The sequence below is a fragment of the Microbacterium sp. SWDP-B6 genome (genome assembly GCF_059803615.1).
Genome location: NZ_JAPFGV010000001.1, coordinates 343,713 through 370,013 on the forward strand (window position 1 = coordinate 343,713; position 26,301 = coordinate 370,013).

General features: G+C 67.9%; 30 protein-coding genes. 25 read left to right on the forward strand and 5 right to left on the reverse strand.

Annotated elements, in window-relative coordinates:
- Positions 1 to 138 precede the first annotated feature (138 nt).
- The 19 genes from OPU70_RS01765 (at position 139) to OPU70_RS01855 (ending at position 16,350) form a co-directional block, all read left to right on the forward strand.
- On the forward strand, positions 139 to 1,998 hold the full coding sequence (locus OPU70_RS01765; RefSeq protein ID WP_498557039.1) for a heavy metal translocating P-type ATPase: 1,860 nt from the start codon (positions 139 to 141) through the stop codon (positions 1,996 to 1,998).
- Positions 1,999 to 2,100: 102 nt separating this feature from the next.
- Entirely contained in the window at positions 2,101 to 2,316 is a 216-nt protein-coding gene (locus OPU70_RS01770; RefSeq protein WP_042541095.1) for a flagellar FlbD family protein, read from the forward strand.
- A gap of 2 nt (positions 2,317 to 2,318) precedes the next feature.
- Positions 2,319 to 3,116 carry a motility protein A gene (locus OPU70_RS01775; RefSeq protein WP_042541097.1) on the forward strand — a complete coding sequence of 266 codons (798 nt, stop codon included), beginning with the start codon at positions 2,319 to 2,321 and terminating at the stop codon, positions 3,114 to 3,116.
- Positions 3,113 to 3,922, forward strand: coding sequence for an OmpA/MotB family protein (locus tag OPU70_RS01780; RefSeq protein ID WP_042541099.1), 810 nt, complete (start codon positions 3,113 to 3,115; stop codon positions 3,920 to 3,922). The genes OPU70_RS01775 and OPU70_RS01780 overlap by 4 nt, the downstream gene beginning before the upstream one ends.
- A gap of 35 nt (positions 3,923 to 3,957) precedes the next feature.
- On the forward strand, positions 3,958 to 4,851 hold the full coding sequence (locus tag OPU70_RS01785) for a flagellar motor switch protein FliM (protein ID WP_042541177.1): 894 nt from the start codon (positions 3,958 to 3,960) through the stop codon (positions 4,849 to 4,851).
- Positions 4,851 to 5,507 (forward strand): FliM/FliN family flagellar motor switch protein, encoded by a 657-nt coding sequence (locus tag OPU70_RS01790; protein ID WP_042541101.1) that lies wholly within the window; start codon positions 4,851 to 4,853, stop codon positions 5,505 to 5,507. Before OPU70_RS01785 ends, OPU70_RS01790 begins: the two co-directional genes overlap by 1 nt.
- Positions 5,508 to 5,509: 2 nt before the next feature.
- A complete protein-coding gene (locus OPU70_RS01795; RefSeq protein ID WP_042541104.1) occupies positions 5,510 to 5,944 on the forward strand; it encodes a flagellar biosynthetic protein FliO in 435 nt (144 codons plus the stop codon).
- Positions 5,945 to 6,071: 127 nt separating this feature from the next.
- Positions 6,072 to 6,911, forward strand: coding sequence for a flagellar type III secretion system pore protein FliP (gene fliP, locus OPU70_RS01800; RefSeq protein ID WP_498557040.1), 840 nt, complete (start codon positions 6,072 to 6,074; stop codon positions 6,909 to 6,911).
- On the forward strand, positions 6,911 to 7,186 hold the full coding sequence (gene fliQ / locus OPU70_RS01805) for a flagellar biosynthesis protein FliQ (RefSeq protein WP_042541106.1): 276 nt from the start codon (positions 6,911 to 6,913) through the stop codon (positions 7,184 to 7,186). Before fliP ends, fliQ begins: the two co-directional genes overlap by 1 nt.
- The gene (locus OPU70_RS01810) at positions 7,186 to 7,947 is read left to right on the forward strand and encodes a flagellar biosynthetic protein FliR (RefSeq protein WP_498557041.1); all 762 of its coding nucleotides are present in this window, start codon (positions 7,186 to 7,188) and stop codon (positions 7,945 to 7,947) included. Before fliQ ends, OPU70_RS01810 begins: the two co-directional genes overlap by 1 nt.
- Positions 7,944 to 9,047, forward strand: coding sequence for an EscU/YscU/HrcU family type III secretion system export apparatus switch protein (locus OPU70_RS01815; RefSeq protein WP_079112897.1), 1,104 nt, complete (start codon positions 7,944 to 7,946; stop codon positions 9,045 to 9,047). Before OPU70_RS01810 ends, OPU70_RS01815 begins: the two co-directional genes overlap by 4 nt.
- A 50-nt stretch (positions 9,048 to 9,097) precedes the next feature.
- A complete protein-coding gene (locus tag OPU70_RS01820) occupies positions 9,098 to 11,164 on the forward strand; it encodes a flagellar biosynthesis protein FlhA (protein WP_042541112.1) in 2,067 nt (688 codons plus the stop codon).
- Positions 11,165 to 11,253: 89 nt separating this feature from the next.
- The gene (gene csrA / locus OPU70_RS01825; RefSeq protein ID WP_056377568.1) at positions 11,254 to 11,502 is read left to right on the forward strand and encodes a carbon storage regulator CsrA; all 249 of its coding nucleotides are present in this window, start codon (positions 11,254 to 11,256) and stop codon (positions 11,500 to 11,502) included.
- A 121-nt stretch (positions 11,503 to 11,623) separates the two neighbouring features.
- Positions 11,624 to 12,106 carry a flagellar export chaperone FlgN gene (gene flgN / locus OPU70_RS01830; RefSeq protein WP_042541118.1) on the forward strand — a complete coding sequence of 161 codons (483 nt, stop codon included), beginning with the start codon at positions 11,624 to 11,626 and terminating at the stop codon, positions 12,104 to 12,106.
- Between the two features lie 7 nt (positions 12,107 to 12,113).
- Positions 12,114 to 13,520, forward strand: coding sequence for a flagellar hook-associated protein FlgK (gene flgK, locus OPU70_RS01835; protein ID WP_498557042.1), 1,407 nt, complete (start codon positions 12,114 to 12,116; stop codon positions 13,518 to 13,520).
- Positions 13,521 to 13,537: 17 nt separating this feature from the next.
- Complete coding sequence (gene flgL / locus OPU70_RS01840) at positions 13,538 to 14,425, forward strand: flagellar hook-associated protein FlgL (RefSeq protein WP_042541122.1); 888 nt, start codon at positions 13,538 to 13,540, stop codon at positions 14,423 to 14,425.
- Entirely contained in the window at positions 14,422 to 14,820 is a 399-nt protein-coding gene (locus OPU70_RS01845) for a flagellar assembly protein FliW (protein WP_475123069.1), read from the forward strand. Before flgL ends, OPU70_RS01845 begins: the two co-directional genes overlap by 4 nt.
- A gap of 241 nt (positions 14,821 to 15,061) precedes the next feature.
- Positions 15,062 to 15,376 (forward strand): HU family DNA-binding protein, encoded by a 315-nt coding sequence (locus tag OPU70_RS01850; RefSeq protein ID WP_042541126.1) that lies wholly within the window; start codon positions 15,062 to 15,064, stop codon positions 15,374 to 15,376.
- Between the two features lie 170 nt (positions 15,377 to 15,546).
- A complete protein-coding gene (locus tag OPU70_RS01855; RefSeq protein ID WP_475123068.1) occupies positions 15,547 to 16,350 on the forward strand; it encodes a sigma-70 family RNA polymerase sigma factor in 804 nt (267 codons plus the stop codon).
- A 36-nt stretch (positions 16,351 to 16,386) separates the two neighbouring features.
- On the opposite strand, the gene OPU70_RS01860 is transcribed toward OPU70_RS01855, so the two are convergent.
- Positions 16,387 to 17,472, reverse strand: coding sequence for an AAA family ATPase (locus OPU70_RS01860; protein ID WP_052492967.1), 1,086 nt, complete (start codon positions 17,470 to 17,472; stop codon positions 16,387 to 16,389).
- A 132-nt stretch (positions 17,473 to 17,604) separates the two neighbouring features.
- Between OPU70_RS01860 and OPU70_RS01865 the strand changes: the two genes are divergently transcribed.
- Positions 17,605 to 17,982 carry a hypothetical protein gene (locus tag OPU70_RS01865; RefSeq protein ID WP_042541131.1) on the forward strand — a complete coding sequence of 126 codons (378 nt, stop codon included), beginning with the start codon at positions 17,605 to 17,607 and terminating at the stop codon, positions 17,980 to 17,982.
- A gap of 36 nt (positions 17,983 to 18,018) precedes the next feature.
- Here the strand turns inward: OPU70_RS01865 and OPU70_RS01870 are convergent, their stop codons facing one another.
- Positions 18,019 to 18,852, reverse strand: a complete 834-nt coding sequence (locus tag OPU70_RS01870) for a zinc-ribbon domain-containing protein (protein ID WP_498557043.1) — start codon at positions 18,850 to 18,852, stop codon at positions 18,019 to 18,021.
- Positions 18,853 to 18,953: 101 nt separating this feature from the next.
- On the opposite strand from OPU70_RS01870, the gene OPU70_RS01875 reads away from it, so the two are divergent.
- Entirely contained in the window at positions 18,954 to 19,844 is an 891-nt protein-coding gene (locus OPU70_RS01875; RefSeq protein ID WP_498557044.1) for a TIGR01777 family oxidoreductase, read from the forward strand.
- A 24-nt stretch (positions 19,845 to 19,868) separates the two neighbouring features.
- Here the strand turns inward: OPU70_RS01875 and OPU70_RS01880 are convergent, their stop codons facing one another.
- Positions 19,869 to 20,633 (reverse strand): SDR family oxidoreductase, encoded by a 765-nt coding sequence (locus OPU70_RS01880; RefSeq protein ID WP_042541138.1) that lies wholly within the window; start codon positions 20,631 to 20,633, stop codon positions 19,869 to 19,871.
- 100 nt (positions 20,634 to 20,733) lie between these two features.
- On the opposite strand from OPU70_RS01880, the gene OPU70_RS01885 reads away from it, so the two are divergent.
- Positions 20,734 to 21,570 (forward strand): helix-turn-helix transcriptional regulator, encoded by an 837-nt coding sequence (locus OPU70_RS01885; RefSeq protein WP_042541140.1) that lies wholly within the window; start codon positions 20,734 to 20,736, stop codon positions 21,568 to 21,570.
- Here OPU70_RS01885 and OPU70_RS01890 read toward each other — a convergent pair.
- Both OPU70_RS01890 and OPU70_RS01895 read right to left on the reverse strand, forming a co-directional pair.
- Entirely contained in the window at positions 21,542 to 22,477 is a 936-nt protein-coding gene (locus tag OPU70_RS01890; RefSeq protein ID WP_311878773.1) for a methyltransferase family protein, read from the reverse strand. The two genes, OPU70_RS01885 and OPU70_RS01890, sit on opposite strands and share 29 nt — an antisense overlap.
- 49 nt (positions 22,478 to 22,526) lie before the next feature.
- Positions 22,527 to 23,366 (reverse strand): aldo/keto reductase, encoded by an 840-nt coding sequence (locus OPU70_RS01895; protein WP_498557045.1) that lies wholly within the window; start codon positions 23,364 to 23,366, stop codon positions 22,527 to 22,529.
- Positions 23,367 to 23,388: 22 nt separating this feature from the next.
- Here OPU70_RS01895 and OPU70_RS01900 point away from each other — a divergent pair, with 22 nt between their 5' ends.
- Genes OPU70_RS01900 through OPU70_RS01910 form a run of 3 tightly spaced genes read left to right on the forward strand, consistent with a single transcriptional unit; the run spans position 23,389 to position 26,300 of the window.
- The gene (locus OPU70_RS01900; protein WP_498557046.1) at positions 23,389 to 23,811 is read left to right on the forward strand and encodes a YchJ family protein; all 423 of its coding nucleotides are present in this window, start codon (positions 23,389 to 23,391) and stop codon (positions 23,809 to 23,811) included.
- Positions 23,812 to 23,845: 34 nt separating this feature from the next.
- Positions 23,846 to 24,577 carry a zinc ribbon domain-containing protein gene (locus OPU70_RS01905; protein WP_042541147.1) on the forward strand — a complete coding sequence of 244 codons (732 nt, stop codon included), beginning with the start codon at positions 23,846 to 23,848 and terminating at the stop codon, positions 24,575 to 24,577.
- A gap of 25 nt (positions 24,578 to 24,602) precedes the next feature.
- Positions 24,603 to 26,300: a bifunctional 3'-5' exonuclease/DNA polymerase gene (locus OPU70_RS01910; RefSeq protein ID WP_498557047.1), complete on the forward strand. Its 1,698-nt coding sequence runs from the start codon at positions 24,603 to 24,605 to the stop codon at positions 26,298 to 26,300.
- Position 26,301 lies beyond the last annotated feature (1 nt).

Consider the following 26,301-nt stretch of genomic DNA (forward strand, 5'->3'; position numbering starts at 1 on the left):
ACCCGGCGCCGTCTCATGGCGCCGGGTCCGCCTGCGGAGCGATCCGGTGACCCGGGGTGCCCGCTGCCGAGAAGCGGCCGGGGGCTCTGTCGAACACTGCCCCTGGCGCCAGGGGCAGCGGGGAGAGAGGCTGAGGGAATGCGCTTCGTCCGGCGGTACCCCGTGATCATCATCACGGTCGTGGTTCTCGCGGGGGTGCTCGCTCTGCACATGGTCGGCATACCCGCCGTCGGACGATGGATCGCCACTGCCTATGTCGGAGCGTTCGTCGTCTGGACGCTCGTCGGAATGGTGCGGGATGTGCTTCGCGGGCACGTCGGGCTCGACATCCTCGCAGTCGTCGCGATGGTCGCCACTCTCGCCGTCGGAGAGTACATCGCGGCACTCATCATCGTCCTGATGCTCGCGGGCGGCGAAGCCCTGGAGCAGTTCGCGGGCCGACGTGCGAAACGGGACCTCTCGGCACTGCTGGACAGGTCTCCGCGGATCGCACATGTCCTCGTGCATCCGCTGGCACCGGACTCGGAAGAGGTTCGGGATGTCGCAGTCGACGATGTCGCGGTCGGCGACGCGCTGCTGGTGCGTCCGGCCGAGATCGTGCCGATCGACGGCGTGCTGCTTTCGGCGTCAGGTGAGTTCGACGAATCATCGCTCACCGGCGAGAGCATGCCCGTCGCTCGCGAGGCCGGGGGCGAGGTGCTGTCCGGGGCGATCAACGGAGCACGGGCCGTCCGCATCCGCGCACTGCGATCGAGCGCAGACAGCCAATACCAGCAGATCGTCGCGCTCGTGCACGAGGCTGAGGAGTCGCACGCCCCGGTCGTGCGTCTCGCCGATCGATTCGCGATTCCGTTCACCGCCGTCGCTCTCGTGCTGGCCGGCGCCGCATGGGCGATCTCCGGTGACTCGACACGGTTCGCCGAGGTGCTCGTGCTCGCGACTCCGTGTCCTCTCCTCATCGCGGCTCCCGTGGCATTCCTCGGCGGACTCTCCCGGGCGGCCAAGACCGGAGTGATCATGAAGGGCGGTGCGGTGATCGAGCAGCTGGCTCGGGTGCGGTCCGCGGCCTTCGACAAGACGGGCACCCTCACCCAGGGACGCCCCGACCTCGTCGATGTGCGACCCGCCACGGGGATCGATGCTGACGAACTGCTGATGCTCGCGGCGTCCGCCGAGCAGTACTCGTCGCACGTGCTCGCCGAAGGAATCCGTCGCGCCGCCGCAGAGCGTCGCCTCGAACTCCGTCGATCCGATGACGCGAGTGAAGTCGCGACCAACGGTGTGGTGGCGGTCATCGACGGCCGCACCGTCGTCGTCGGCAAGCCCGCTTTCGTCGCATCGCTCGCCGCCGACACCGTGCGCGCAACTCTCGGGACAGGCGAGGCTGCGGCCTACGTGGCGATCGACGGGCGGTTCGGAGGCGTCCTCATCCTCGCGGATGCGCCGCGACCTGAAGCGACCTCGGTCGTGTCCTGGCTCCGCTCGCACGGCATCGAGCGCATCACGATGCTCACGGGAGATGCTCGATCGACCGCGGAATCCGTCGCTCGCGAGGCCGGGATCGACGATGTCCACGCAGAACTCCTCCCGCCGGAGAAGGTCGGGCTCGCCGCCGACCTCCGTCCGAGACCGATGATGATGGTGGGCGACGGTGTCAACGACGCGCCTGTACTGGCGGCCGCCGACATCGGTGTCGCGATGGGCGCCCGTGGGGCGACGGCCGCGGGCGACGCTGCCGACGTCGTGATCCTGGTCGATTCACTGGCCAAGGTCGTCGATGCGGTCGCCATCGGACGGCACACACTGCGTGTTGCGCTCACCGCGATCTGGATCGGCATCGGGCTGAGCGTGGGGCTCATGCTCGTCGCGATGACGGGGATCATCCCGGCGGTCGCGGGTGCTCTCGTCCAGGAAGCGGTCGACCTCGCGACGATCCTCTATGCCCTCCGCGCACTGGGCGGTCCAGCCACCGGACTCGTCGCCCCTCGCGCGTCGTGATGTCGAGACCCGCCGGTGCGCCGACTGGTTACCGGGGGAGGGCCGCGTCGCGATAGTCGGGGCAGACTTCCCCCTCTCATCCGAAGCCCGGAGACCCCCTCGATGATCATCGTCACCCGCCTCGACCGCACCCGGTTCGCGGTGAACCCCGACCTGATCGAACGAATCCATGCGTCGCCGGACACGACTCTGCACATGGTCGACGGGCATGTGTACGTGGTCGAGGAGGACCTCGACGCCCTGATCGACCTGATCGTCGCCTACCGTGCGCGCGTCCTCGGCGCAGCCCAGGCTCTGACCTCGCAGACGGGCGCGTGATCATGGATCCCGCGTTCATCATCGGAGTGGTCCTGGCGTTCGGCGCGCTCGTCGCGATGATCACGATGGAGGGGGCGAGCTTCGAGGCTCTGCTCATCCCCGCGCCGATGATCCTGGTGCTCGGCTCGACGATCGGCGTCGGCATCGCGAGCCACACGCTCCGCGACACGATCCTCGCGGTGAAGAGCCTCGGGCGCATGGTCCGTGGCCCCAAGATGACACCGGAGGCGGTGATCCCGTTCCTCGTCGGGTATGCCGAGAAGGCTCGGGGTGAAGGGCTCCTCGCCCTCGAACAGGAACTCGACTCCGCGCCTGACGAGTTCACCAGGCAGGCGCTTCAGGCGCTCGCGGACGGCACGGATGCCGAGGATCTGCGGACCCTCATGGATGACGAGATCGCGGCGACATCGTCGCGCAACCGCGTCGCATCGAAGTTCTTCGGCTCTCTGGGCGGATATGCGCCGACGATCGGCATCGTCGGCACCGTCGTCTCCCTGACGCACGTGCTCGAGAAGCTCGACGAACCCGATCACCTCGGTCCGATGATCGCCGCAGCCTTCGTCGCCACCCTCTGGGGCCTCCTCTCTGCCAACTTCATCTGGAACCCGATCGCCGGCCGCCTGGGTCGGATCGGGGCCGTCGAACTCGAGAGGATGACCCTCGTCTCCGAGGGGATGCTCGCCATCCAGGCCGGCAGCGCGCCCCACCTCCTGCAGGAGCGACTCGAGGCGCTGTCGACCGTGAAGCCCAAGGCCGGCAAGCAGAAGCGGGAGCCTGAGTCGGTCGAGGGCGTCCAGTGAGCACAGCCCGTCGAGCTCGCGGTCGCGGGCATGAGGACGACTCGCATGACGAGCCGGACGAGCGCTGGGCCGTCTCGTATGCCGATATGGTCACCGTTCTCATGTGCCTGTTCATCGTGCTGTTCGCCGTGTCGAATGTCGACAAGACGAAGTTCGAGTTGCTCGCGAACAGCCTGGCGACGGGGTTCGGGCAGGAGAGCACCGAGGGTGGCGCCGACACCGCAGAGGGCGTGATCGTGCCGCCCGAGCTGCAGGACGACGACGGCGTGGTCGACCTCGCCGCCCGCGCGGAGACCGAGTTCGAGTCGCTCGTGGGCCTGCGTGACCGCATGAGTACGTCCCTGGCGGCTCAGGGACTGCAGGACACCGTGCAGTTCGTGATCGACGATCGAGGGCTCCAGGTCGGGCTGGTCGGCGCCGAGACCTTCTTCGCCGACAACAGCACCGACCTCTCGGCGAAGGCCGATGCGGTGCTCGACACCATCGGAGACGTCCTGGCCACGGTCGACAATCAGGTGAGCGTCGAGGGGCACGCCGATCACCGGGTCTCGGCCGCTCCCTTCCCGACCAACTGGGAGCTCTCGGGAGGGCGCGCGACCCAGGTGGCTCGATTCCTCGTCGAGCACGAAGGCTTGGGAGGTCCACGCGTGAAGGCCACCGCGTTCTCCGACACCCGCCCCATCGTGCCGGGCGACAGCCCACAGGCGCTGGCCAGCAACAGACGCGTCGACATCGTCGTCGAGTCGAACGAAGAAGAGCAGGTGAGAGCGCTGATACCCGCTCTCGCGGCTGCTGCGAACAAGTGAGCACTCACGTGAACACCACCGTCGAGGAGACCGTCATGACCGCATCCGCCGTGCTCGATGACCCGGTCGTGCGCTACCCGGCGTACGATTTCGGACGCCCGGCCCAGCTCGGGCGCGAGAGCACCCGGCATCTCGAGGCGGCGTTCGAGTCGTTCGCCCGGCTGTGGTCGTCGCAGCTGACCGACAAGATCCGCGTGCGGGCGCATCTGGCGCTCGAGAGCGTCGACCTGGTCTCGTATGAGGAGTACTCCGACACGCTCCCCGGCACGACGGCGATGGTCGCCGGCTCCTTCGCCGACCGTGATGAGCCGTGCGTCGTGCAGTTCGGACTCGACAGCGCCCTGCTGTGGGTCGTGCAGATGATGGGGGGCAGGAGCACATCGCTTCCCGCAGCCCGTACGTTCACTCCGATCGAACTGGCTCTCGTCCGCAACCTGATGGAGGGCACGTTCGAGCACCTCCACGCCAGCCTCGATGCTCTGCTCCCGGGCGCACCGAGGTTCAGCGCCGTGCACTACAACCCCCAGTACATGCAGGTCATCTCCGCCACCGCCGCGGTGATCGTCGCCCGCTACACGATGCGGCTGGGCGACTCGGAGTCGACGGCGACCGTCATGCTGCCCGCGTCGGCGGTCGTCGACCGCCTTGCGGCCTCAGGATCCGATGCTGCATCGGCTCACACGACCGAGCAGACCCTCGAACAGGTGCGCAGCACCCCGTTGGAGCTGACGCTGCGTCTCGCCCCCATCACGATCGGCACCGGTGAAATCCTCGACCTCGCGCCGGGAGACCTGCTGCGCCTGCCGCACCCGGAGACTCGACCTTACGAGCTGATGGCCGGACAGACGCGGATCGCCCTCGCGACACCCGGCAGCAGGGGCTCGCGCCTCACATGCAAGATCACGACCACCCATGAGGAGACCCACTGATGAGCACCTTCCATGAGACCGCCATCGCCGCGGCGATCGCCGGCAAGCTGCCGTTCGGATACCCCGTCATCCCGGCGCCCTCGACCGACCCGGGCGCGTCGGGCGACGCGGTCGTCGTCACCTTCACGGGCAGCCCCGGTGCTCGTATCGCGATCCAGGTCGTCGATCCGTCGCAACTGGAGGACGGTTCGAAGACCGCACCGCTGACCGATCGACTGCATCCGATCTTCGAGGCGGCCACAGCCGTGCTCGGCAGCGGTTCGCTCGGCGACGGAGCCGTGGTCGCGGCCACTGATGTCTTCACCGACTCGGGCACGCAGGTATTTGATATGGTCGACGCCGACGGCAGCGTCGTGGCCCGCGCATCCGTGCGCATCGACGGGGCGAGGTCCGCAGCCGCGGCGGGTCCTCAGCGACTGAATCGCATCGCGGGCGTCGAGATGGAGCTCGTGGTCGAGATCGGGCGCACACGGATGCCGGTGCGCGACGTGCTCTCGCTCGAACCGGGGCGTGTGGTCGAGCTCGACCGCGCGGCCGGGTCTCCCGCGGACATCAAGCTGAACGGCCGCCTGATCGGGCACGGCACCGTCGTGGTCGCGGAGGGCGACTTCGCGATCCGCGTCGAGCGTATCCTCGACGGCGCCGAGACGGTCTGACGATGGACGACATCCTCGTCGCGCTCCGAGCGATCGTGGCGCTGGGAGCGGTGCTCGGTCTGCTCCTCTTCCTGAGCCGTCGCCTGCAGAAGTCACAGGCGAAGGGAGTGAGCCCGCTGGCCGGGCTGATGCCGAAGAAGCTCGCCAAGCTGACCGAGCTCGTGCCGTCGCGTCCGGCGGCAGCCACGCGCCCGCGCCCGCGCCCGGAGAAGATCACCGTGGTGGCGCGGTCGGGCATCGGGGGCAAGGCGCAGCTCGTGGTCGCCGAGTTCGGCGGCATCCGCTACGTGCTCGGCGTGACCGAGCACGGGATCAACGTCGTCGACACCCAGGAGGCGCCTCCGCTCGCCGAGGATGTCCTCGCGGAGGACGAGCGCCCCGCTGTCTCCGAGATGCCCGACGACATCGTCGACCGCGCACTGCGCTCCGTCGCCTGACGGCATTCAGCTCATCGATCGACGCGGTTACGTGCACCTCGTCGTGTCGCGATAGTCGACTGCGAGCACGGATCGCTCGACCCTCTGGCTACGGATCGGCCACGTCACCCATCTTCGGAGTGCCGCCGTGCCCGTATCCGCCGCAGTCGCCGCGTCGCCGTCTGCGCGCGCACCGCGACTGCCGCGGCGTGCCTGGGTGCTCCTCAGCGTCGCGTTCGGCATCGCGGCGGTTCTGGTGCTCCTGCAGACCACCGGTGCGCACGCCGCCGCGTCGCTCATGCCGACGGAGACCGGTGATGGCGACGGCGTGACGATCAACGGCATCAACGGGACCCCGTCCGACAGCATCATGACGCTGCTCGGCATCACCGTTCTCAGCGTCGCTCCGGCCCTGCTGCTGATGATGTCGAGCTTCACCAAGATCTTCGTGGTGCTCGCCCTCACCCGCAATGCGCTCTCGCTGCCGTCGATCCCGCCGAACCAGGTGCTCGCGGGGCTGAGCCTCTTTCTGACGCTGTTCATCATGTGGCCGGTGCTCACCGACATCAATGCCGTCGCGGTCGCACCGTTCACCGATGGTCAGATCGACTTCGGCAGGGCGTTCGAGCTCGCCCAGGAGCCGCTGCGCGAGTGGATGCTCACCTACACCCGCGAAGAGGACATCGCGCTGATGCACCGGGCGGCGCAGATGGAGAACCCCACGGACGCCGCCAGCATCCCGCTGCAGACGCTCGTGCCGGCGTTCATGATCAGCGAGCTGCGCGCTGCCTTCCTGATCGGGTTCATCATCTTCGTCCCCTTCCTCGTGATCGATCTCGTCGTCGCCAGCGCACTGATGTCGATGGGCATGATGATGCTGCCTCCCGTCATGATCTCGCTGCCGTTCAAGATCCTCCTGTTCCTGCTCATCGACGGCTGGGGCATGGTCATCACGGCGCTCGTCCAGTCGTACAACGGGGGTGGCTGATGAACCCGGAGGCCGTCATCGACATCGGGCAGGCGGCGCTCATCGTGGGCGCGAAGCTCTGCGCGCCGCTGCTCATCACCGCGCTCGTGGTGGGATTCGCCATCTCGCTGCTGCAGTCCATCACTCAGGTGCAGGAGATGACGATCTCGTTCGTGCCGAAGCTCGTCGCCGTCGGCATCGCCCTGCTCGTGACGGGGCATTGGATGATCGCCGAGATGATCGCCTTCACGAACGAGATGTTCGCGCGGATCCCGTCGCTGCTGAACGGCGGCTGATGAACATCCCCATCGACTTCACGTGGCTCGAGGCGACCTCCCTCGCCTGCGTGCGGATCACCGCCTTCCTGGTGCTGGCGCCGCCGTTCAGCCACGGCACGATCCCGATGCGGATCCGCGCGATGCTCGGCGTGGGTCTCGCTCTCGCCGTATCGCCGGTGGTGACAGCAGGCTACGAACGTCTCGACACCGGAGCCTTCATGCTCGCCCTGGCCGGTCAGGCGCTGACGGGCGCGCTCCTCGGCTTTCTGGTGATGGTGCTCTTCAGCGCGATCCAGGGGGCGGGCCATCTCGTCGACACGTTCGGCGGGTTCCAGCTGGCGCAGGCGTTCGACCCCGGGATGGCGATCAACGGTGCGCAGTTCACGCGTCTGTTCCAGACGACCGCGATCATGCTGCTGTTCGCCTCGGACGGATACCAGCTCGTGCTCGGCGGCCTGTTCCGCTCGTTCGACGCCGTGCCCGTCACCGGCATGATCGATCTCGCCAAGCCGGCGGAGGCACTCGTGGGGGCTGCGGGGCAGATGATGCTCAGCGCCGTGCAGATCGCGGGCCCGCTGCTCATCGTGCTCTTCCTCGCAGACGTCGGGCTCGGACTGGTCAGTCGCGTCGCGCCGGCACTGAACGCGTTCGCCATGGGCTTCCCGATCAAGATCGGTCTCACGCTGCTGCTGGTCGGATTCGTCTACGCGGCGCTGCCCGGTGTCGTCGCAGTCATCGCCGAGGAAGCCGCGAGGCTGCTCCTGGGGGTGACGCGATGAGTGAGTCCGACAGCGGCGAACGCACCGAGAAGGCGACCGAGCGTCGCCTGAAGGAAGCGCGGAAGAAGGGGCAGATCGGCCGCAGCCAGGACTTCACCGCCTGGGTCTGCATAGCGGCCGCCGCCGTGATGATGGTGCCGACGATCGCCTCCGGCACGCAGGTCGTCACCGAGCTCTTCCTCGCCGTGACACCCGTCGCGATGAACCCCACCGACGGCGCGGCCCTCGACGTGCTCGGCTCGGCGATCGCATCGCTCGGCGGCATCCTGCTCCCGATGCTGGTGGTGGTGCTGCTCGCGACGACGGCCACCGCAGTCGCTCAGGGCGGCATCCATCTGCGAGGGGTGACGATGCGCACCGAGCAGTTCAACATCGTGTCCGGCATGAAGCGGGTCTTCGGGCAGCAGGCGCTCTGGGAGGGTGCCAAAGCGCTGCTGAAGACGCTGGCGATCGGGCTCGCGCTCTGGATCGTCGTCTCAGGTCTCGTGCCTGTGCTCATGGCCAGCGGCAGCCACAACATCACCTGGCTGCTCGAGCAGGCGGCCGGGGGAGCGATCGCGCTCCTGCAGGTCGCCGTCGCGGTGGGCATCCTGCTGGCCGCGATCGACGTGGCGGTCGTGATGCGACGCAACCGCAAGCACACCCATATGACGAAGAACGAGGCCAAGGACGAGCACAAGAAGAGCGAGGGCGATCCGCTCGTGCGCTCGCAGCGCCGTTCGCGGCAGCTCGCCATGAGCCGCAACCGGATGATCGCCGCGGTCGGCGACAGCGATGTCGTCCTGGTGAACCCCACCCACGTCGCGGTCGCGCTGAGGTACGAGCCGGGCAAGTCGGCCCCTCGGGTCGTGGCGAAGGGGGCGGGGATCGTGGCGCAGAAGATCCGCGAGAGGGCGGAGGAGGCCGGCGTGCCGATGATCAAGGACGTCCCGCTCGCGCGTGCGCTGCACTCGGCCTGCGAGATCGGGCGGGAGATCCCCGAAGAGCTCTACACCGCCGTCGCCCAGGTGCTCGCCTTCATCGAGCATCTCAAGCGCCGAGGGTCGGCCAGGGGGACGCACACGATGCCCTTCGCGAGCACCAGGGACCGCGGCCTCTGAGCCGGTCACGAACAGATTTCGAACGACGAGAGAGAACGAAGGCGAGACGCATGATCGGTCAGCTGTTGTCCAAGGCGACGGTGCCCGTAGGAGTGGTGGGCATCATCCTCCTGCTCATCGTGCCCATCCCGACCGGGCTCCTCGACGTCCTCATCGTCCTGAACATCTCGTTCGCGCTCCTGATCCTCCTCACCGCGATGTTCATCAAGAAGCCGCTCGACTTCTCGGTCTTTCCCAGCCTGTTGCTCGTCGCGACGCTCTTCCGGCTCGGTCTGAACGTCGCGTCGACGCGTCTCGTGCTCAGCGAGGCGCACGCAGGCGAGGTGATCCAGGCGTTCGGGGAGATCACGATCAGCGGGTCGCTCGTGATCGGTGCGGTGATCTTCCTCATCCTCACCGTCATCCAGTTCGTCGTCGTCACCAAGGGTGCAGAGCGCGTCGCCGAGGTCGGAGCACGATTCACCCTCGATGCCATGCCCGGCAAGCAGATGGCGATCGACGCGGATCTGAACGCCGGGCTGATCACCGACACCGAGGCGCGCAGGCGTCGAGCCGAGGTCGCGGCGGAGGCCGACTTCTACGGCGCGATGGACGGCGCGTCGAAGTTCGTCAAGGGTGACGCGATCGCGGGCATCGTGATCGTCGTCATCAACTTCGTCGGTGGCATCATCATCGGCATGGTGCAGCACGGCATGGAGGTCGGCGACGCCCTCGAGACCTATAGCATCCTCACCATCGGCGACGGACTGGTCACCCAGATCCCCGCGCTGCTGATGGCCGTGTCGACCGGCATGATCGTGACTCGCGAGAACGCCGAGTCCGAGATGGGACAGGCGGCCGGTCGTCAGCTCATGCAGTCGCGCAACGCGCTCGTGATCACGGGCCTCGCAGCCATCGCCATGGGCTTCATCCCCGGGATGCCCCTCGTGATCTTCCTGGCGATCGGAGCGGTGCTGCTGTTCGCGGCATCCCGCGTCAAGGCCAACGAAGACCGCGATGCCGCACTCGAGGCCGATGCGCTGCAGCAGGAGGCCGTCGAGGCCGGGGCCGAGGGACCGGAAGAGCTCATGGACAGGATGCGCGTGCACGCGCTGGAGATCTCGCTGTCACCTGACATCGTCGATCTGGCATCCGGGGGAGCGGGGGATCTGCTCACCCGGGTGAAGTCCCTTCGTCGCAAGCTCGCTCTGGACATCGGCATCCTGATGCCGCCGGTGCGCACCCGTGACAACATCGACCTGCCGGCGCAGACCTACTCGATCCTCATCGCCGGGGTCGAGGCCGGGCGCGGATCCGTGCCGCGCGGACACGTGCTCGCGATCGGCACGGGTCTCGAACAGCTTCCCGGCACGGCCGTGGTCGACCCCGTGTTCGGCCTCGAGGGCAAATGGGTGCCCGCCGAGATGTCGCACGCCGCTGACATGGCGGGTGCGACGGTGATCGATCGGGCGAGCGTGATCATCACCCACCTCTCCGACATCGTGCAGAGCCAGGCCGATCGGCTGCTCTCGCTCGAAGACGTACGCCAGCTGACCGAGCACCTGAAGCAGTCCAGCCCCGCGACGGTCGAGGAGCTCACTCCGGCCGTGCTGTCGCTCGCCGCGATCCAGCGCGTCCTGGCGGGGCTTCTCGCCGAGCGGGTGCCGATCAACGACCTCTCCCGCATCTACGAGGCGCTCGCACTGCGAGGCAAGACCTCGACCGAGACCGCGGGGCTGATCGACGCGGCCAGGGCGGCGCTCGGGCCGGCGATCGCCTCGCGCTTCGCCGAAGACGGACGGATCCGGGTCGTCATGTTCGAGCCGATGCTCGAACAGCAGATGCTCGAGGGGATGCGGGTCGTCGACGGCCATCCGCAGATCGTGCTGACGCCGGAGTCGACCATGCAGGTGCTCGAGAACGTGCGTCGCACCGTCGCCGAGCTCGAGCAGGTGGGTCCGGAACCCGTGCTCGTGTGTGCTCCGTCTCTGCGTCAGGCCGTGCGTCGGATGGTCTCGTCGCAGGTCAGCGGCCTCCCCGTGCTGTCGTACGACGAGGCGGCGGCAGGCGGCCTCGCGACCGACGTCGTCGGAGTGGTGCGCATGACGCAGTCGGCTCTTCCGAGCGCGGCAGTGTAGGGCCTGGATCTGCTCATTTACGAGCTGAGTGCGATACGTTTGTGGGCAGAGGGCGCAACAGCGCTCACGCCATGGAAGGCAGACGACGCATGCTGGTACTCACGAGACGCGCCAACGAGAGCATCGTGATCGGCGACGACATCACCGTCACCATTCTCGCGGTGACGCCCAGCGGCGTCCGCGTCGGCATCGATGCGCCTCGCGACAAGCGCATCAACCGCGCCGAGATCGTCCTCGCGGTGAGCGACGCGAACCAGGAAGCCGTCCAGACATCCTCCGATGAGTCCGCCGAATCGGTTCTCCTCGGCATCCTGGGAAGAACGACCCCGGCACCCTGATCCGGTCGCAGGAGCGTCATCTCGACGCGCGCCGAGTTACTGGCCCGCTCCTTGTCGCGATAGTCGTGGATGTGACGGGCGATCCCGTCATGGAAACCGTGACATGACGAGGTGACGAACCGTGGCCGCTCACGACCTGAGCATGCAACTGATGCGAGAGCGCGACCTTCTCGAGGTGCTGCTCTTCAAGCTCGACGAGCAGCAGATGCTGCTCGCGACCGGACGCAACCGTTGGATCCACCATGCGGCGAACGAGATCGAGCGGGTCATCGCGGCCATGCCGACAGTCGCCCTCTCGCGTGACACGCTGGTCATCGCTGTGGCTGACGAGTGGGGCGTGCCGGAGGCGACGACGCTCCGCGATCTGATCGAGGCCGCACCGACCGACGCGTGGCGCGAGATCCTGACGGGGCACCTCGACGCGATGACGACCCTGGCCGACGAGATCGGCGACATGAAGAAGGTCAACGAGCAGCGCCTGCGCACGGCCATCCGGGTCACACAGGAGACCATCGCGGGTCTCGGCGTTCCGACCGGCGAGTACGACACGCACGGCGATGTCGTCCGCGGCGCGGACGCCCGACTTCTCGACACAAGGGTGTGAGGTAACGATGTCGTCATTCGCAGGGCTCCGCCTCGCAGAATCCGCGCTCTCCGCGGCACGAGCGGGGATGACCGTGACCGGTCAGAACATCGCCAATCAGGCCACCCCCGGCTACACGCGCCAGCGGGTGGAGCAGACCTCGTTCTCAGCGCCGGGGCAGACGGGACTCTGGCCGTCGGGACTCGGCATCGGCGGCGGTGTCGGCGTGACCGGGATCGCGCGGCTGGGCGACGACATCCTCGACGCTCGCGTCCGTGATGCCCTGTCGACGTCGGGCTTCTGGAGCGCCCGCGCGACGGCCGCCAGCAGCGCAGAGGGCGTGATGGCCGAACCGACGAAGGACGGTCTCGCGGCGAATCTCGACCGCTTCTGGGCGGGCTGGTCCGACCTCGCCAACACGCCGGATCCGGCTGCGGCCCAGGTCGTGCTCACGAATGCCAACGTGCTCATCGGACAGATCGCCGCGGGATACCAGACGATCGCCGGGCAGTGGAGCGACCTGCGTGGACAGGTCGACAGTCAGCTCGCTGACGTCAATGCCGTCGCAGGCCAGGTGGCCTCGCTCAACGGTCAGATCAGGGATGCACTGCAGTCCGGGCGCAACGCCAACGAGCTGATCGACCAGCGCAACGTCCTCGCCCAGCAGCTCTCGACCGCAGTCGGAGCCAAGGGCAATGTGGAGGCAGACGGAACCCTCACCCTTCGCGTCGACGGCAACGCGCTCGTGTCGGGCGACAGCAGTCGAGCGCTCGTGGCGAGCGGGCCGCGTGACATCGCCGATGCCGGTCGCATCACCGTCGCGTGGGCCGATCGGCCGGGCCTGGCAGTGCCGATCACGGGCGGCATCGTCGGCGGCACCGTCAGTGCGCTCGCCCCCGCATCCGACGGCGGCACGCTGGCGGGAGTCGCTGCGGCCTACAACGAGACGGCGACAGCGCTCGCGACCGCCGTGAACGACGTGCACCGCACGGGCGTCACATCGTCCGGTGCAGCCGGGGGCGACTTCTTCACGCTCAACGGCGCGGGCCCTGCTGCTCTCGGGCTCAGCGTGGTTCCCACCGGTCTCGACGAGCTGGCTCTGGCAGCGCCGGGAGCCGGAGCGAAGGACACCACGATCGCCGACCGCATCAGCGCGCTCAGTGCATCGGCGACTGGGCCCACCAAGACCTGGTCGACCTTCGTCACCGGGTTCGCGGTCACCGTCGCAGGCGACCTGCAGCGCGCCGACATCGCCGACATGGGAGCTGTCGCGGCGGTCACTGCACAGCAGTCGAACTCTTCGGTCGACGGCGACGAGGAGACGATCAACCTCCTGACCTACCAGACCGCCTATCAGGCAGCGGCCCGCGTGCTGACCGCTGTCGACGAGGCCCTGGATCTGTTGATCAACCGCACCGGCCTCGTCGGCCGCTGACTCTGGGGAGAGCGAACATGATCGGCCGTATCACGAGCAACACCATGACGCAGCAGTCGCTGCGGACGTTGCAGACCAACCTCGCGGACCGCGAGCGCCTGCAGAATCAGGCTGCCTCGCAGCGTGCCTTCCGCTCGCCGAGCGAAGACCCTGCCGCAGCGGCCACAGCGCTCGGCGTGCACGGCGACCAGTCGCGCGTCGCCCAGTTCGCCCGCAACCTCAGCGACGGGATGGCGTGGGTGACGACCGTCGACACTGCTCTCGGGGCCAGCGCAGACCTGCTCAACCGCGCGCGGGATCTCACCGCGCAGGGAGCCAACTCGGGGGCGCTCAGCCCGACAGCGCGCGAGTCGATCGCGCAGGAGCTCGAGTCGATCAGCGCGGAGCTGCTCGCCAAGGCGAACACGAGGGTGCTCGGTCGCAGCGTCTTCGCCGGCACGAGCGATGCGGGAGGCGCCTTCGACGCCACCACGTTCACGTTCAACGGCGGCACGGGTGACGGAGTGCATCGCCGCATCAGCGACAACGAGACGGTGCGCGTCGACTTCGACGGCTCACAGGCGTTCGGCGAGGGTGCTGACAGCGCGTTCGCCCTGCTGAACGACATCGCGGCGGACCTGCGCAGCGGCGTGGAGGTGGGCGCGCGTCTCGGCGACCTCGATGCACGATTGAAGGATGTCAACGCCGCGCGAGGAACGACGGGGGCGCGTCAGGTGCAGATCGAGCGCGCCTCGGCCCAGAACCTCTCGGCGTCGATCGACCTCGAGGCCCGTCGCACCGAGGTCGAGAACGTCGACAGCCTCGAGGTGCTCGTTCGACTGCAGTCTGCCGAGCTCGTCTTCCAGTCCGCACTGCAGGTGACGGCGCGATCGCTGCAGACCAATCTGATGGAGTTCCTGCGATGAGTGCGTCGACCGACCAGAGGACCGCGACGCTGGACGTCGAGTTCGCATCGCCCATGCCGGGCCTGAGCCCGCACACGGGGTTCACTCTCGAGCAGATCGACGGCGCGGAGGGGTTGCACGCGCTGCGAGCCACGGACGCCGATGTGCGGTTGTTCCTCCTCGATCCGCTCTCCGGGGACTACGGCTACGAGCCGACCATCCCCGCCGAGGTGCGAGCGCAGGTCGGCGCCGCCGATGACTCCGAGATCCGTGTGTTCGTCGTGGCCAACCCTTCTGCAGACGGTGTCTACATCAATCTCCGAGCTCCGATCCTCATCCATGCCACCTCCGGCCGTGCGGTGCAGGCGATCCTCGAGGATCAGCGGTACCCGATCCGCGCGCTTCTGGGCGGGTGAGCGGGCGTCCTGATCGACGGCTCTTCCGGCGGCGCGGACTCTCGGCATGCAGAGGATTCTGAGATTCACCGCATATACCAAGGAAGAGGAACTATCCTCTGAAGAGCACAGGCTGGGGTACTGGCGGGATCCCGGCGTCGTCGCAGGAGATCGGGGCCTGGGGCACGTCACGGATGCGGTTGGTAGGGGTACAGCGCACGGCGCTCGGCGACGAGCGACATTCCATGGGACGGAAGACAACATGAGCACTTCAAGGACGCTCGAGACGAATCGGGTCAGCAAGCGGGAGTTCGTGCAGAGGTTCGCACGACGCGGCGGCATCTCGGTTCAGGCGGCACAGACTGCGTACACGGCGATGATCGACGAGCTTCTCGACCTCGTCGGCAGGGGCAACACGGTGACGCTCACCAATTTCGGCAAGTTCTATCCGCAGACGCACAAGGGGCATCGTGTGCAGTTCGCGAAGGACGACGGAGACGCCGAGGTCAACGACTACACGGTGCTGAAGTTCTCTGCGACTCGAGAGGTGAACCGTCGAGTGAAGGTGAACGATTAGTCATCGTTATCTGAACGTAAACGAGAATCCCCGGAGGTTTTGGCCTCCGGGGATCTTTCATGCCCGTCTCACCTCTAGCATGTAGGTGAAAGCAGTTCCGGTCGCTGGGGAGAGACCACACTGTGAGTCGCTGGGGAGGGCTTGCACTTACAGTGAAAGAGGCGAATTCGATGCCTATGCGCTCGCGCGACCAGCTCGTGGTCGATCATCTGCACATCGTCGGCGCGGCAACGGCGTATGTGGCCTCGCGCATCACCCATGTCTCCCGCGACGATCTCGCCTCCGCCGGTGCGTTCGCGCTGGTCCGTGCGGCCGAGAAGTTCGATGCGAGCCTCGGTGTGCCGTTCGGGGCGTTCGCCCGGGCACGCGTCAACTGGGCCTTGAAAGACGAGCTGCGGTCGATGGACTGGGCGCCTCGAGACGTACGAGTGCGGGCGAAGCAGACGATCAAGGTCAGGCAGACCCTGTCGGCGGCGCTCGGCCGCACGCCCACAGTGACGGAGATCGCCGCGGCCATGGGCGTCGACACCGCAGTCGCGCGAGAGGGCCTGGATGACGCCGAACGTCTGCTCACCAGTCTTGACGCGCCGGATGCGCCGGAGATCGTGTGGACCGGGTATCTGCCGGAAGAACTCGCGATCGCATCCGAGCGCGATGAGTTCCTGCGACGGGCCGTCGCTGCGCTGCCGGAACGCAAGCGATGGATCATCACGGCGATCTACTTCGACGACCGCACGGTGACCGAGCTCGCGGACGAGCTGGGAGTATCGCACGCCGCCGTCTCACAGCAGCGAGCCGCGGCGGTGCGCATGCTCCGGGATGCGCTCGACCGCCATTACGCCGACGCCCCGACGACCGAGTCCGCGCCGGCCGCGCGCTCATCCGCGTCCGGGCTGGACGCGTATCTCGAGCGCCTCGCAGCCAGCGGCCAGCGGTTCACACGGGCGATACTCTCGCACGCCGTCGGCGTCTGATCAGGAGCCCGCCGTCCGACGCGTCGGCGAGGTCGCTCAGAGACTGAAGCCGTAGTTCGCCTGACCTACCAGGATGAGGTTGACCGTCGTCGGGTAGACCTCGGGCTCCTCGTCCTCGTCGTCGAGAAGCTCGAGCTTGTGGATCGGCACGAAGATGCTGCCGTCCGGTTCGAAGATGAGATCCTTCGGCACGAACGACGCGAAGATCGACCGCGTCGCGTTGCGCAGTTCGAAGGTGCGCCCGACGTCGCCCCGCTCGAAGAGGTTCATCTCCACCTCGTCCGACCAGACCTTGCCGTCGGGGAAGCGGGCCTCGATGCGATACGTGCTCGGCTCGACAGACTTGATGTTGAGGTCCTCCACGACGTCTGCGAACAGCGCGTCCGGCTGCTCGAGCTCGAACGCGATGGCACGCAGGTGGTCGTAATTGAGGCGGGCCCGGCGCGAGAACAGGGCGACGTTCTCGATCTCGTCAGGATCGGCGTGCGGTGCCTGGTCGATCAGATACTGCCGCACCTCGTCAGGGCCCGGGTACTCGAATCGCATGTGGTAGTGGAACCGCCCAGGGCGGTTGACGATGTAGGTGCTGACATCGCTGATGTCGTTCACCGTCAGGCAGTAGATGCGCTTCACGGACGAGAGGCCGTCGAACAGCGACAGGAACTGGTTCTGCCGGTTGTCTCCCTCTCCGCCGCGGCGCCCCGCAGGGAAGACCTTCTCGAACTCGTCGAAGATGATCAGGCACTCGTCGAGGGTGTCGAGGAACTCCACGATGCCGTCGTTGTCCTCTGAGACGATCACCACGGGCAGGCACTGCTCGCGGGCCTCCTCGGCGACCATGCGCAGGAACAGCGTCTTGCCGATCCCTTTGTCGCCGGACAGCATCACACCGAGACTGCGATCCGTGAGGGCATAGGAGCGGAAGATCTTGTCGACCTTCCTGTCGCGGCCGCCGTAGACGCGTTCGGTGCCCACTGTCAGGTCGTCGATCTTGATCAGGCTGAAGCCCTCTTTCGAGGTGAAATGCACCCGATAAGTGCCGAGAGGGAACTCGTGATGCGTGCGGACGGCCGCGTCGTACACGCGGACATGTCCGCCCGTCTCGATGTAGGTGCTGGTCAAGATCCTTCTCCTTTGCTCCCCGTACTCATATATCGGTTGAGATCCGATCGCCGTAAGGCGTTCGGAAAGAAACTTTTCGCAGTACCCTGAGCGGACAGTGGGCGTGGGGACGCCCGGGTCAGGGGATCCATCATGGGCGAGTATGCAGGGGACGAGCAGCCGGTCGCAGGTGCGATCGTCATCGTGGTCGAGGCCGCGCCGCAGGGGCTGATGCAGTACACACTGGATCCCGACGACCGACAGCCCGCATGGCAGGCGGTGCTCGTCGCTCACGACGACGCCGTGATGGGAGCCGTGACCACGCCCGAGCAGACGGCGGAACTGCTGGTGCGCGGAAGCGTCGAGTGCATCAGGCAGAGCATCCCGAGCCTCGAGGTCGGCGGCCTGACCATGCGCCCCGAGCTGGGCCCGAACGACAATGCACAGATCGTCGCCGCCGGAGAAGCCACCTTCCTGAGGTCCGAATGGGATGCGGTCGTCAGGCGGGCCGACGACCGACCCGAGAGCTGAGCTCGAACTCTGTCATCCGAGCACGCCACATCGCCGTCAGCCGGGAATCAGGTACGCGTCGACGATGAGCGGGCCGCGGATCTGACGGAGCTCGTCGATGATGCGATCGACGCCGCGGGCAGAGACCGACGGCATCTGCAGGTCGTGGGGGCCCAGCGGCTCGAGCCGCCCTGTGCGGATGCGGATGACCTCCCAGCCGGCGGCGCGCAGGGCACGATCCTTGCGCAGATCCGTCTCCTGTCGCTTGCCGACATGCTCGAGTCCGTGGCGCCCGACGGTGTCGTACTCGATCGCGACGTGAAGCTCCGGAAGCAGGATGTCGGGCCAGACCTCGGTGTGACGGAAGAACGGCCGTGTCACCTTGACCGCGTTGACACCCGACGTGAAGGTGATGCGAGACGCGAGCGCTGCGCGGAGTCGGGCTTCGGCGGCGGATGCCGGCGCAGGAGCGCACACGCTCGAAAATGCCTCGCCGGTCGGCAGATCGGGAGTCTTGTCGCACAGCGTGAGCTGCGGTCTCGGACGCCGCGGAATCGCGCGGGCCTCTCCCAGCACCACGGGCTGGGGCCTGGCGAGCGTCGAGCACTCGGGGCACCATGCCGATTGGCGACGCACCCGTCCCGGACGCTCACGCTGTTCCGACGGCGTCGCGGCGAAACGATGGCCGACCCGGCATTCCCAGCACAGCAGCACGTCTGCGGCCAGCGGCACCTGCGAGAGCGCGATGCCGTGATTGAGCTCGGGATGGTACTGACGGATCAACTCGGGGTAGGCGGCCCATTGCGAGCGATAGGTGCCGACCTCGTATGGCACGTCTCGGCCTCGCGAGAACTGGCGTCTCGCCCACCACGACTGCACTGGTTCGGCCACGTCGGGCAACCTACCGGGCGCCGCCGACATCGCCAGAGGGCGTCGGACGTGACAGACTCGCGAGGGAGAACGAGTCCGGTGGACGGACAGAGGGAGTCATCATGCCGCAGCGGATCGTGATCAGTGGCGCATCGGGTCTGATCGGCACGGCCCTCGCGTCGTCCTTGCGCTCGGACGGCGTGGAGGTGACGACCCTCGTGCGTCGTCCTCCGCGCGACGCCTCCGAGGTGCAGTGGACACCGGGGGAGCGTGAACTCGACCCCGACGTGCTGGCAGGTGCTGACGCCGTGGTGGCTCTGGGCGGGGCGAGCGTCGGCCGCCTGCCGTGGACCCCGCGCTACCGCCGTGAGCTGGTCGAGTCTCGGCTGACGACCACTCGCACGCTGGCCACTGCCGTGCGCACACTGCGTGACGATGCTCCGTCGCTCGTCTCGGCGTCCGCCGTCGGCTACTACGGCTCGGCACCCGGCGAGATCCTGACCGAGGCGTCTCTTGCAGGCGACACGTTCCTCGCGCAGCTCTGCGTCCGCTGGGAGCAGGAGGCGCTGCGTGCCGGGGAGCAGACGAGAGTGGCGCTGCTGCGCACGGCCCCGATCATCCACCGCCAGGGTGTGCTCAAACCGCTCATCCAGCTGACGCGATTCGGCGTCGCGGGTCCCATCGGGCCCGGCACCCAGATCTGGCCGTGGATCTCTCTGGAGGACGAGATTCGCGGCATCCGACACGTGATCGATCAGCGTCTCGAGGGTCCCGTGAACTTCACCGGCCCGACGCGCGCCTCGGCGAACGACATCGGCCGTGCACTCGCGAAGAAGATGCGGCGACCGTTCTGGATTCCGGCTCCGACCTGGGCGCTGAGACTCGCGCTGAGCCGTGACGCCGCCGAATCGCTGCTCGTCTCGGATGCCGATGTGAGGCCGGCGGCGCTGGAGGACTCCGGGTTCGAGTTCACCCACAAGACCGCTGCGCAGGCCGTCGACGCAGCGATCTGATCGCGGTGGTCGACGGCCGCATGCTCAGCGGGCGTGGGGGTCGCGCCGGTTGAGGGTCTCGACCACCTGCGCGTAGTCGCCCCGCGCCTCGCCGTAGCGCAGGAACTTGACGTTCTCGACCTGGATCTCGGTCGCGTCCGGCTGGGCCTCGATGAGTTCGACGACCTCGGTGACGAACTCGTCGAGCGGCATCGCGAAGTCGCTGGTCTCCTGACCGGGCATCAGGGACGTGCGCACAGCGGGCGGTTCGAGCTCGAGCACGCTCACGCTCGTGTCGGCGAGCTGCAGGCGCAGCGATTCGCTGAGCATGTGGATGGCCGCCTTCGTGGCGTTGTACGAGGGGGTGACGCGCAGCGGGGCGAAGGCCAGCCCGGACGACACGGTCATGATCGTGGCATCCGGCATGGTGCGCAGGTGCTCGATGAACGCCGCGATCAGTCGGATCGGGCCGAGCAGGTTCGTGGTGACCGTCGCCTCGGCCGTCTCGAGGAACCCTGCGGGCGACGTCCAGTCCTCGGGGCGCATGATGCCGGCCATCGCGATGACGACGTTGAGCGAAGGATGCGTGGCCAGCACCGTCTGCGCCGCACTGTGGATGCTGCCGGCATCCGTCGTGTCGATCTGGACGGTGTCGATGCCCGGGTTCGCCGCCGCGATCTCGTCGAGCAGTTCGACACGACGTCCGCCCACGATCACGGTGTTGCCTCGTTCGCTGAGTCGCCGGGCGAGCGCGAGGCCGATGCCGCTCGTGGCGCCGGGGATGAAGATGGTGTTTCCGGTGATGTTCATGCATCCACTCTTCGGAGTGTCGCAGCGGCGCACCAGAGACCACGCATCCAGGGATCCCCGATCCCTGGATGCACGACGCCGAGCACGAGATACTTCACGGGTGGACAGAGAAGCACTGGCCGAGTTCCTCGTGCGACGCAGGGAGCAGCTGAAGCCGTCAGACGTCGGGCTCGGCGCGGGAGCGCGCCGCCGCACTCCCGGTCTCCGTCGCGAGGAGGTCGCGCAGCTCGCAGCCATGTCGACCGACTACTACGCGCGCCTCGAACAGCAGCGCGGTCCGCAGCCCAGCGTGCAGATCCTCGCCTCGCTCGCACGGGCGCTGCGGCTGACTCCCGACGAGCGCGACTACCTGCATCGCATCTGCGGGCACAGCGCCCCGGACCGCACGACCTTCACCGACTACGTGCATCCGGGCATGCTCCGTGTTCTCGACCGCCTCGATGACACGCCCGCCTTCGTCGTCTCGATGCTCGACGAGGTCCTGATCCAGAATGACGCCGCACGGGCGCTGCTCGGCGACGTCAGCGGTCTGGAGGGTATCGAGCGCAGCGGGATCTACCGCTGGTTCGCGCACCCGCATGACGAGCGCGGGCGCTACCCGGAGCAGGATCACCTGAGGCACAGTCGTGTGCTCGTGGCGTCGCTCCGGTCCGCATACGGCGCGCTCGGCGAGCGCTCACGAGCCGGCGAGATCGTGCGCGAGCTCATCGTCCGCAGCCCGGAGTTCGCCGAGCTGTGGAACGTGCACGAGGTGCGGCGGCGTTTCGAAGACCACAAGGTCCTCATCCATCCGGAGATCGGTCCGATCGAGGTCGACTGCCAGGCGCTGTTCACCGAGGACGAATCCCAGGCGCTCATCGTGCTGACAGCAGCGCCGGGAAGCGATGCGGCGAGCAAGCTCGAACTGCTCAGAGTGCTCGGGACACAGCGGGTCTGACCGGCAGCCAGCACGACACCCTGCTGCTGTACTCCACGAATTCCGACCCGAATCTCGCTTCGAGATCCGCCTCCTCGAGCGGTCGCACGACCGAGTTCCACAACAGCGATCCAAAGAGCGAATACGCGACGACGAGCCAGGAGCCCATGATGAGGCCCACGCTGATGCCCTGCGCGATGCCGGCGACCGCCATCGGGTTGCGCACGTATCGATAGGGGCCGGAGATCACGAGTCGCCGCGCCATCTGCGACGGGAGCGGGGTGCCCTCGCCCTCGACCGACATCGACACGGCCGACCAGATTCCGAGGGCGGTCGCGGCGACGAGAAGCACACCGCCGGCCAGGTGGACGACGAACGGAACCTCGATGCGCAGCGACCACCGGGCCTCGACGAGCGACACCACGATGGGGATGACCACCAGGAAGGTGCCCCAGAAGAACAGCGTCTGCAGTCCGGTGCGGGCGAGCAGCGCTCGCGTGCGGATGCTCGCAGCCGGCCGGAAAGCGAGCGGACCGGTGACCAGCCATTCCACGGGTGCTCGCCCGCAGAGCAGGACGATTCCCGCCGCTGCGCTCGCCCCGGCAGCGATCACCATGACCAGGGCGCCCCATCCGGCGAGGCCCGTCGCCGTGGCGTAGACGGCCATACCGGCGGCGACGATGGCCGTCCACGGAACAGCGACCCAGACAGCCCACCGGAAACCCGCTGCGATGACAGCCGAACCGATGACGAAGAGCGGGATGTCGAACACCGCCACGAGTCCCGCCGGCAGGTCTCCGAGGGTGAGACGACGCACGTCGTCCGACAGCGCCGCCGCGATCCACCAGGCCACTCCCGCCAGAGCCTGCACAGCGAAATACAGCCGAGCGGTCACCGGTGTGATCGGGATCCCTGCGATGACCGGCATGCCGCCAGTCTATGAGCGCCCTCTGCCGACGCCCGCTCAGGACGCCGCCTCAGGACTCCTCGTGCGACCCGGGATCTGCGTCGAACAGCCGTCCGTCTGCGCGTCCGAGCGCGGTGATCGCCTCGACCTCGGCGGTGGTCAGCACGATCTCTGCTGCGGCGAGGTTCGAGACCTGGTGTTCGAGAGAGGATGCCTTCGGAATCGCCACCGTCTCCCGTGCGATGTGCCAGGCGAGCACGGTCTGGGCGGGGGAGATGTCGTGCGCCGCGGCGACCTCACCGATCACCTGTTCCTCGATCAGCTGCTTCGCGCGTCCCAGTGGACTCCACGCCTCGGTGAGGATGCCGTTCTCGCGGTGATAGGCGAGCTGCTCGTCCTGCGGGAAGTACGGGTGCACCTCGATCTGGTTGACGACGGGGCGGACGCCGGTCTCGCGCTCGATGCGTTCGAGGTGCTCGGGGAGGAAGTTCGAGACGCCGATCTGTCTCACGACTCCGCGCTGCTGAGCCTCCACCAGCGCCTCCCATGCCTGCACGTACTCGTCCTGGTGCGGGTTCGGCCAGTGGATGAGGTGCAGGTCGATCGCGTCGACGCCCAGCCGTGACCGGCTCTCCTCGATGCTCGTCCGCGCCTTCGCGCGCGGGTGATGACGGCCGGGCAGCTTGGTCGTGACGATGAGCTCGGACGCGTCCACGTCGGATGCGCGCACCCCGCGGCCGACCGACCCCTCGTTCTCGTAGTTGAATGCCGAGTCGATCAGCCGGTACCCGGCGCCGATCGCCGAGGCCACGGCATCCGCGCCTGCATCCCCGTTGAGGGCGTAGGTGCCGAGCCCGAGAGCGGGGAGGGCGAAGCCGTTATGGGCCGTGAAGTGAGGGAGAGCCGTCATGGCGCCAGCGTACGCTGGAGCGATGAGCGGACTGCAGAGGATGGCGCCAGATGACGGCGTCCCGGATAATGCGGCGCGTTGTCCGTGTGGCTCCGGAGATGTCTTCGGCGGATGCTGCGGGCCTCTGCTCGACGGGGCACTCGCACCCACGGCCGAGCGCCTGATGCGCTCGCGCTTCACGGCGTTCTCGATCAAGGATGCCGCGTACCTCCTGGAGACCTGGCATCCGTCGACCCGCCCCGCCGAGATCGACCTCGACGACGACGTGGTCTGGCGGCGCCTCGTGATCATCGATCGCGCCGGCGGCGGCCCTTTCGATCGCGACGGCGAGGTCGAGTTCGAGGCCTTCTGGCAGCAGGGCGCCGAGCGCGGTTCGCTCCGCGAGCGGAGCCGCTTCGTGCGCGAGGACCGCAGGTGGCTCTACCTCGACGGACAGGTCGGGTGATGGACGTGACCGCGCAGCGACTAGATTTGAGAGCGTGAACGCCAGCCCAGAACACCAGCGCATCCTGCTCGACGTCGCCGACCTGGACCGGCGCATCGCGCAGGCGGAGCGCGCGCGCACCAAGCCCCCGCAGGCCGCCCGCATCACCGAGCTCGTCGCGATCCGTCAGGATCAGCTCCGCGAGCTGACCGCGCTGACCGGCACGCGTGACGACGTGCGCACCGAGCTCAAGCGGCTCGAGTCCGATGTGAAGCTCGTCGAGCAGCGCCGGGCCCGCGATGCCGATCGCCTCGCCACCGCCACGAACTCGAAGGAGGCCCAGGCGCTCGAGCACGAGATCGCCAGCCTCGCCAAGCGCCAGAGCGACCTCGAGGACATCGAGCTCGATGTCATGGGTCGTGTCGAGGATGCCGACGCGGCGGTCGCCGCGCAGCAGGCTCTGCTCGGCACCACGACCGCAGAAGGAACCGCGCTCACCGCTCAGGCCAAGGCCGACGTCGCGGCCGCGACCGACCTCATCGCCCAGTTGACGCGCGATCGCGAGGCGGTGACGGCATCCCTTCCGGCGCCGCTCCTGGCCGAGTACGCACGCCGCGCCGCGAACAGCGCCGGCGCCGCGGTGCTGAGCCGTGGCACTTGCGAAGGCTGCCGGATGCTGCTCCCGGGCACCGACCTCAACGACATCCGCAACGCGCCGGACGACCTCGTGGTCTTCTGCCCCGAGTGCGGCTGCATCCTGGTGCGCACCGAGGAATCCGGGCTGTGATCTCTGCGCCGCGAGCACGCCAGCGGTGAACTCGCGGCAGCAGACCGAACGTCGCGTCGTCCTGGTGGCGGCTCGCTCGGGCGGCTACACGGCGGTGGAACTCGATGCGGATGATGCCGAGGCACATCGGTTCGACCTCTCCGCGTCTGAGATGCCTGCGTGGGTCGTGGCTCAGGAGCGCGAGAATTCGCCGCGCTGGGTGATCCGCAGCGCCCGCGAGATCTACCCCGTCCTGCTCGACGCGGGGGTCATGCTCGCCCGCTCTCACGATCTGCTGCTCTGCCACGCGATTCTTCGCGACACGGACAAGGTCCCGCGCCCGCTCGCTCCGTCGTCGTCCTGGGTGCGACGTGAGCCCGTCGACGAAGCCCCGGCGCTGTTCGACGTCGTCGCGCATGACGCGCCGGATGACCCTGTCGGCGACGCCCTCGACCAGTACCGCGAGCAACGTCGCGTTCTCACGGACAGCAAGGACGGTCGCCTGACGCTGCTCACCTCGGCCGAATCGGCCGGAGGACTGATCGCCGAAGAGATGCGCGCGGCCGGCCTGCCCTGGAACGAGTCGGTGCACGATGGCATCCTCACCGAGATCCTCGGCACCCGACCGATCGCGGGAGGCCTGCCCAGTCGCATGGTGGCGCAGGCCGAGCGGGTGCGTTCGATCCTCGGAGACCCCCATCTCAACCTCGAGAGCCAGCCGAAGCTGCTCCGCGCTCTGCACCGTGTCGGCGTGCAGGTCGAGTCGACGGGCCGGTGGGAGCTCGTCCAGCACAGCCATGCCGTGGTCGAGCCGCTGCTGGCGTACAAGAAGCTGTCGCGTCTGCTGAGCGCCAACGGATGGGCGTGGCTCGCCGAGTGGGTGCATGACGGGCGTTTCCGGCCGATCTACATCACGGGCGGGGTCGTGACGGGGCGGTGGGCGTCGGCGGGAGGCGGCGCCCTGCAGCTGCCGCGCAACCTGCGCGCCGCGGTGCGCGCGGATGAAGGGTGGACGCTGGTCGTCGCCGACGTCGCTCAGCTGGAGCCGCGGATGCTCGCAGGCATGGCGGGCGACCGTGCGATGGCCCGGGCCGCGCAAGGAAAGGACCTCTACGCCGGGGTGGTGGAATCGGGTGCCGTGGCGACGCGCGAAGAGGCGAAGTACGCCGTTCTCGGGGCGATGTACGGAGCGACGACCGGTGACAGCGGTCGTCTGGTTCCCCGCCTGCGCAAGGTGTATCCGCGCGCTATGGCGCTCGTCGACAAGGCTGCACGGTTCGGCGAGGACGGGGGAGTCGTGTCGACGTGGCTGGGTCGGTCGTCTCCGCGTCCGTCGATCGAGTGGGAGACGATGCAGGCCGCCGCCACCGATGCCGACGCCGACCCCGCCGAGGTGGCACTCGCCCGCCGCCGCGCGCGCGACTGGGGACGCTTCACCCGCAACTTCGTGGTGCAGGGCACCGCGGCAGAGTGGTCGTTGATCTGGCTCGCTGAGATCAGGCACCGCCTGCAGCAGTTTCCCGAGGCAGAGCGAGAGGCTCCGGCATCCGGGATCTTCGGCTCGCGTGCCCACCTCGCCTTCTTCCTGCACGATGAGGTGATCCTGCACGTTCCTCAGGAGCAGGCGGATGCCGCCGCGGATGCCGTACGCGAAGCGGCGGCGGTGGCCACGCGCCGACTCTTCGGGGGTTTCCCGATCGAGGTCCCGCTCGATCTGCGGATCGCGGAGTCGGCTGAGAAGTAGG

Excerpts from the sequence above, each read along its gene's own strand:
- OPU70_RS01765 (WP_498557039.1), top strand. The coding sequence starts at position 139 with ATGCGCTTCGTCCGGCGGTACCCCGTGATCATCATCACGGTCGTGGTT.
- OPU70_RS01770 (WP_042541095.1), top strand. The coding sequence starts at position 2,101 with ATGATCATCGTCACCCGCCTCGACCGCACCCGGTTCGCGGTGAACCCC.
- OPU70_RS01775 (WP_042541097.1), top strand. The coding sequence starts at position 2,319 with ATGGATCCCGCGTTCATCATCGGAGTGGTCCTGGCGTTCGGCGCGCTC.
- OPU70_RS01785 (WP_042541177.1), top strand. The coding sequence starts at position 3,958 with ATGACCGCATCCGCCGTGCTCGATGACCCGGTCGTGCGCTACCCGGCG.
- OPU70_RS01790 (WP_042541101.1), top strand. The coding sequence starts at position 4,851 with ATGAGCACCTTCCATGAGACCGCCATCGCCGCGGCGATCGCCGGCAAG.
- OPU70_RS01795 (WP_042541104.1), top strand. The coding sequence starts at position 5,510 with ATGGACGACATCCTCGTCGCGCTCCGAGCGATCGTGGCGCTGGGAGCG.
- fliQ (WP_042541106.1), top strand. The coding sequence starts at position 6,911 with ATGAACCCGGAGGCCGTCATCGACATCGGGCAGGCGGCGCTCATCGTG.
- OPU70_RS01810 (WP_498557041.1), top strand. The coding sequence starts at position 7,186 with ATGAACATCCCCATCGACTTCACGTGGCTCGAGGCGACCTCCCTCGCC.
- OPU70_RS01815 (WP_079112897.1), top strand. The coding sequence starts at position 7,944 with ATGAGTGAGTCCGACAGCGGCGAACGCACCGAGAAGGCGACCGAGCGT.
- OPU70_RS01820 (WP_042541112.1), top strand. The coding sequence starts at position 9,098 with ATGATCGGTCAGCTGTTGTCCAAGGCGACGGTGCCCGTAGGAGTGGTG.
- csrA (WP_056377568.1), top strand. The coding sequence starts at position 11,254 with ATGCTGGTACTCACGAGACGCGCCAACGAGAGCATCGTGATCGGCGAC.
- flgK (WP_498557042.1), top strand. The coding sequence starts at position 12,114 with ATGTCGTCATTCGCAGGGCTCCGCCTCGCAGAATCCGCGCTCTCCGCG.
- flgL (WP_042541122.1), top strand. The coding sequence starts at position 13,538 with ATGATCGGCCGTATCACGAGCAACACCATGACGCAGCAGTCGCTGCGG.
- OPU70_RS01845 (WP_475123069.1), top strand. The coding sequence starts at position 14,422 with ATGAGTGCGTCGACCGACCAGAGGACCGCGACGCTGGACGTCGAGTTC.
- OPU70_RS01850 (WP_042541126.1), top strand. The coding sequence starts at position 15,062 with ATGAGCACTTCAAGGACGCTCGAGACGAATCGGGTCAGCAAGCGGGAG.
- OPU70_RS01855 (WP_475123068.1), top strand. The coding sequence starts at position 15,547 with ATGCCTATGCGCTCGCGCGACCAGCTCGTGGTCGATCATCTGCACATC.
- OPU70_RS01865 (WP_042541131.1), top strand. The coding sequence starts at position 17,605 with ATGGGCGAGTATGCAGGGGACGAGCAGCCGGTCGCAGGTGCGATCGTC.
- OPU70_RS01875 (WP_498557044.1), top strand. The coding sequence starts at position 18,954 with ATGCCGCAGCGGATCGTGATCAGTGGCGCATCGGGTCTGATCGGCACG.
- OPU70_RS01880 (WP_042541138.1), bottom strand. The coding sequence starts at position 20,633 with ATGAACATCACCGGAAACACCATCTTCATCCCCGGCGCCACGAGCGGC.
- OPU70_RS01890 (WP_311878773.1), bottom strand. The coding sequence starts at position 22,477 with ATGCCGGTCATCGCAGGGATCCCGATCACACCGGTGACCGCTCGGCTG.
- OPU70_RS01895 (WP_498557045.1), bottom strand. The coding sequence starts at position 23,366 with ATGACGGCTCTCCCTCACTTCACGGCCCATAACGGCTTCGCCCTCCCC.
- OPU70_RS01900 (WP_498557046.1), top strand. The coding sequence starts at position 23,389 with ATGAGCGGACTGCAGAGGATGGCGCCAGATGACGGCGTCCCGGATAAT.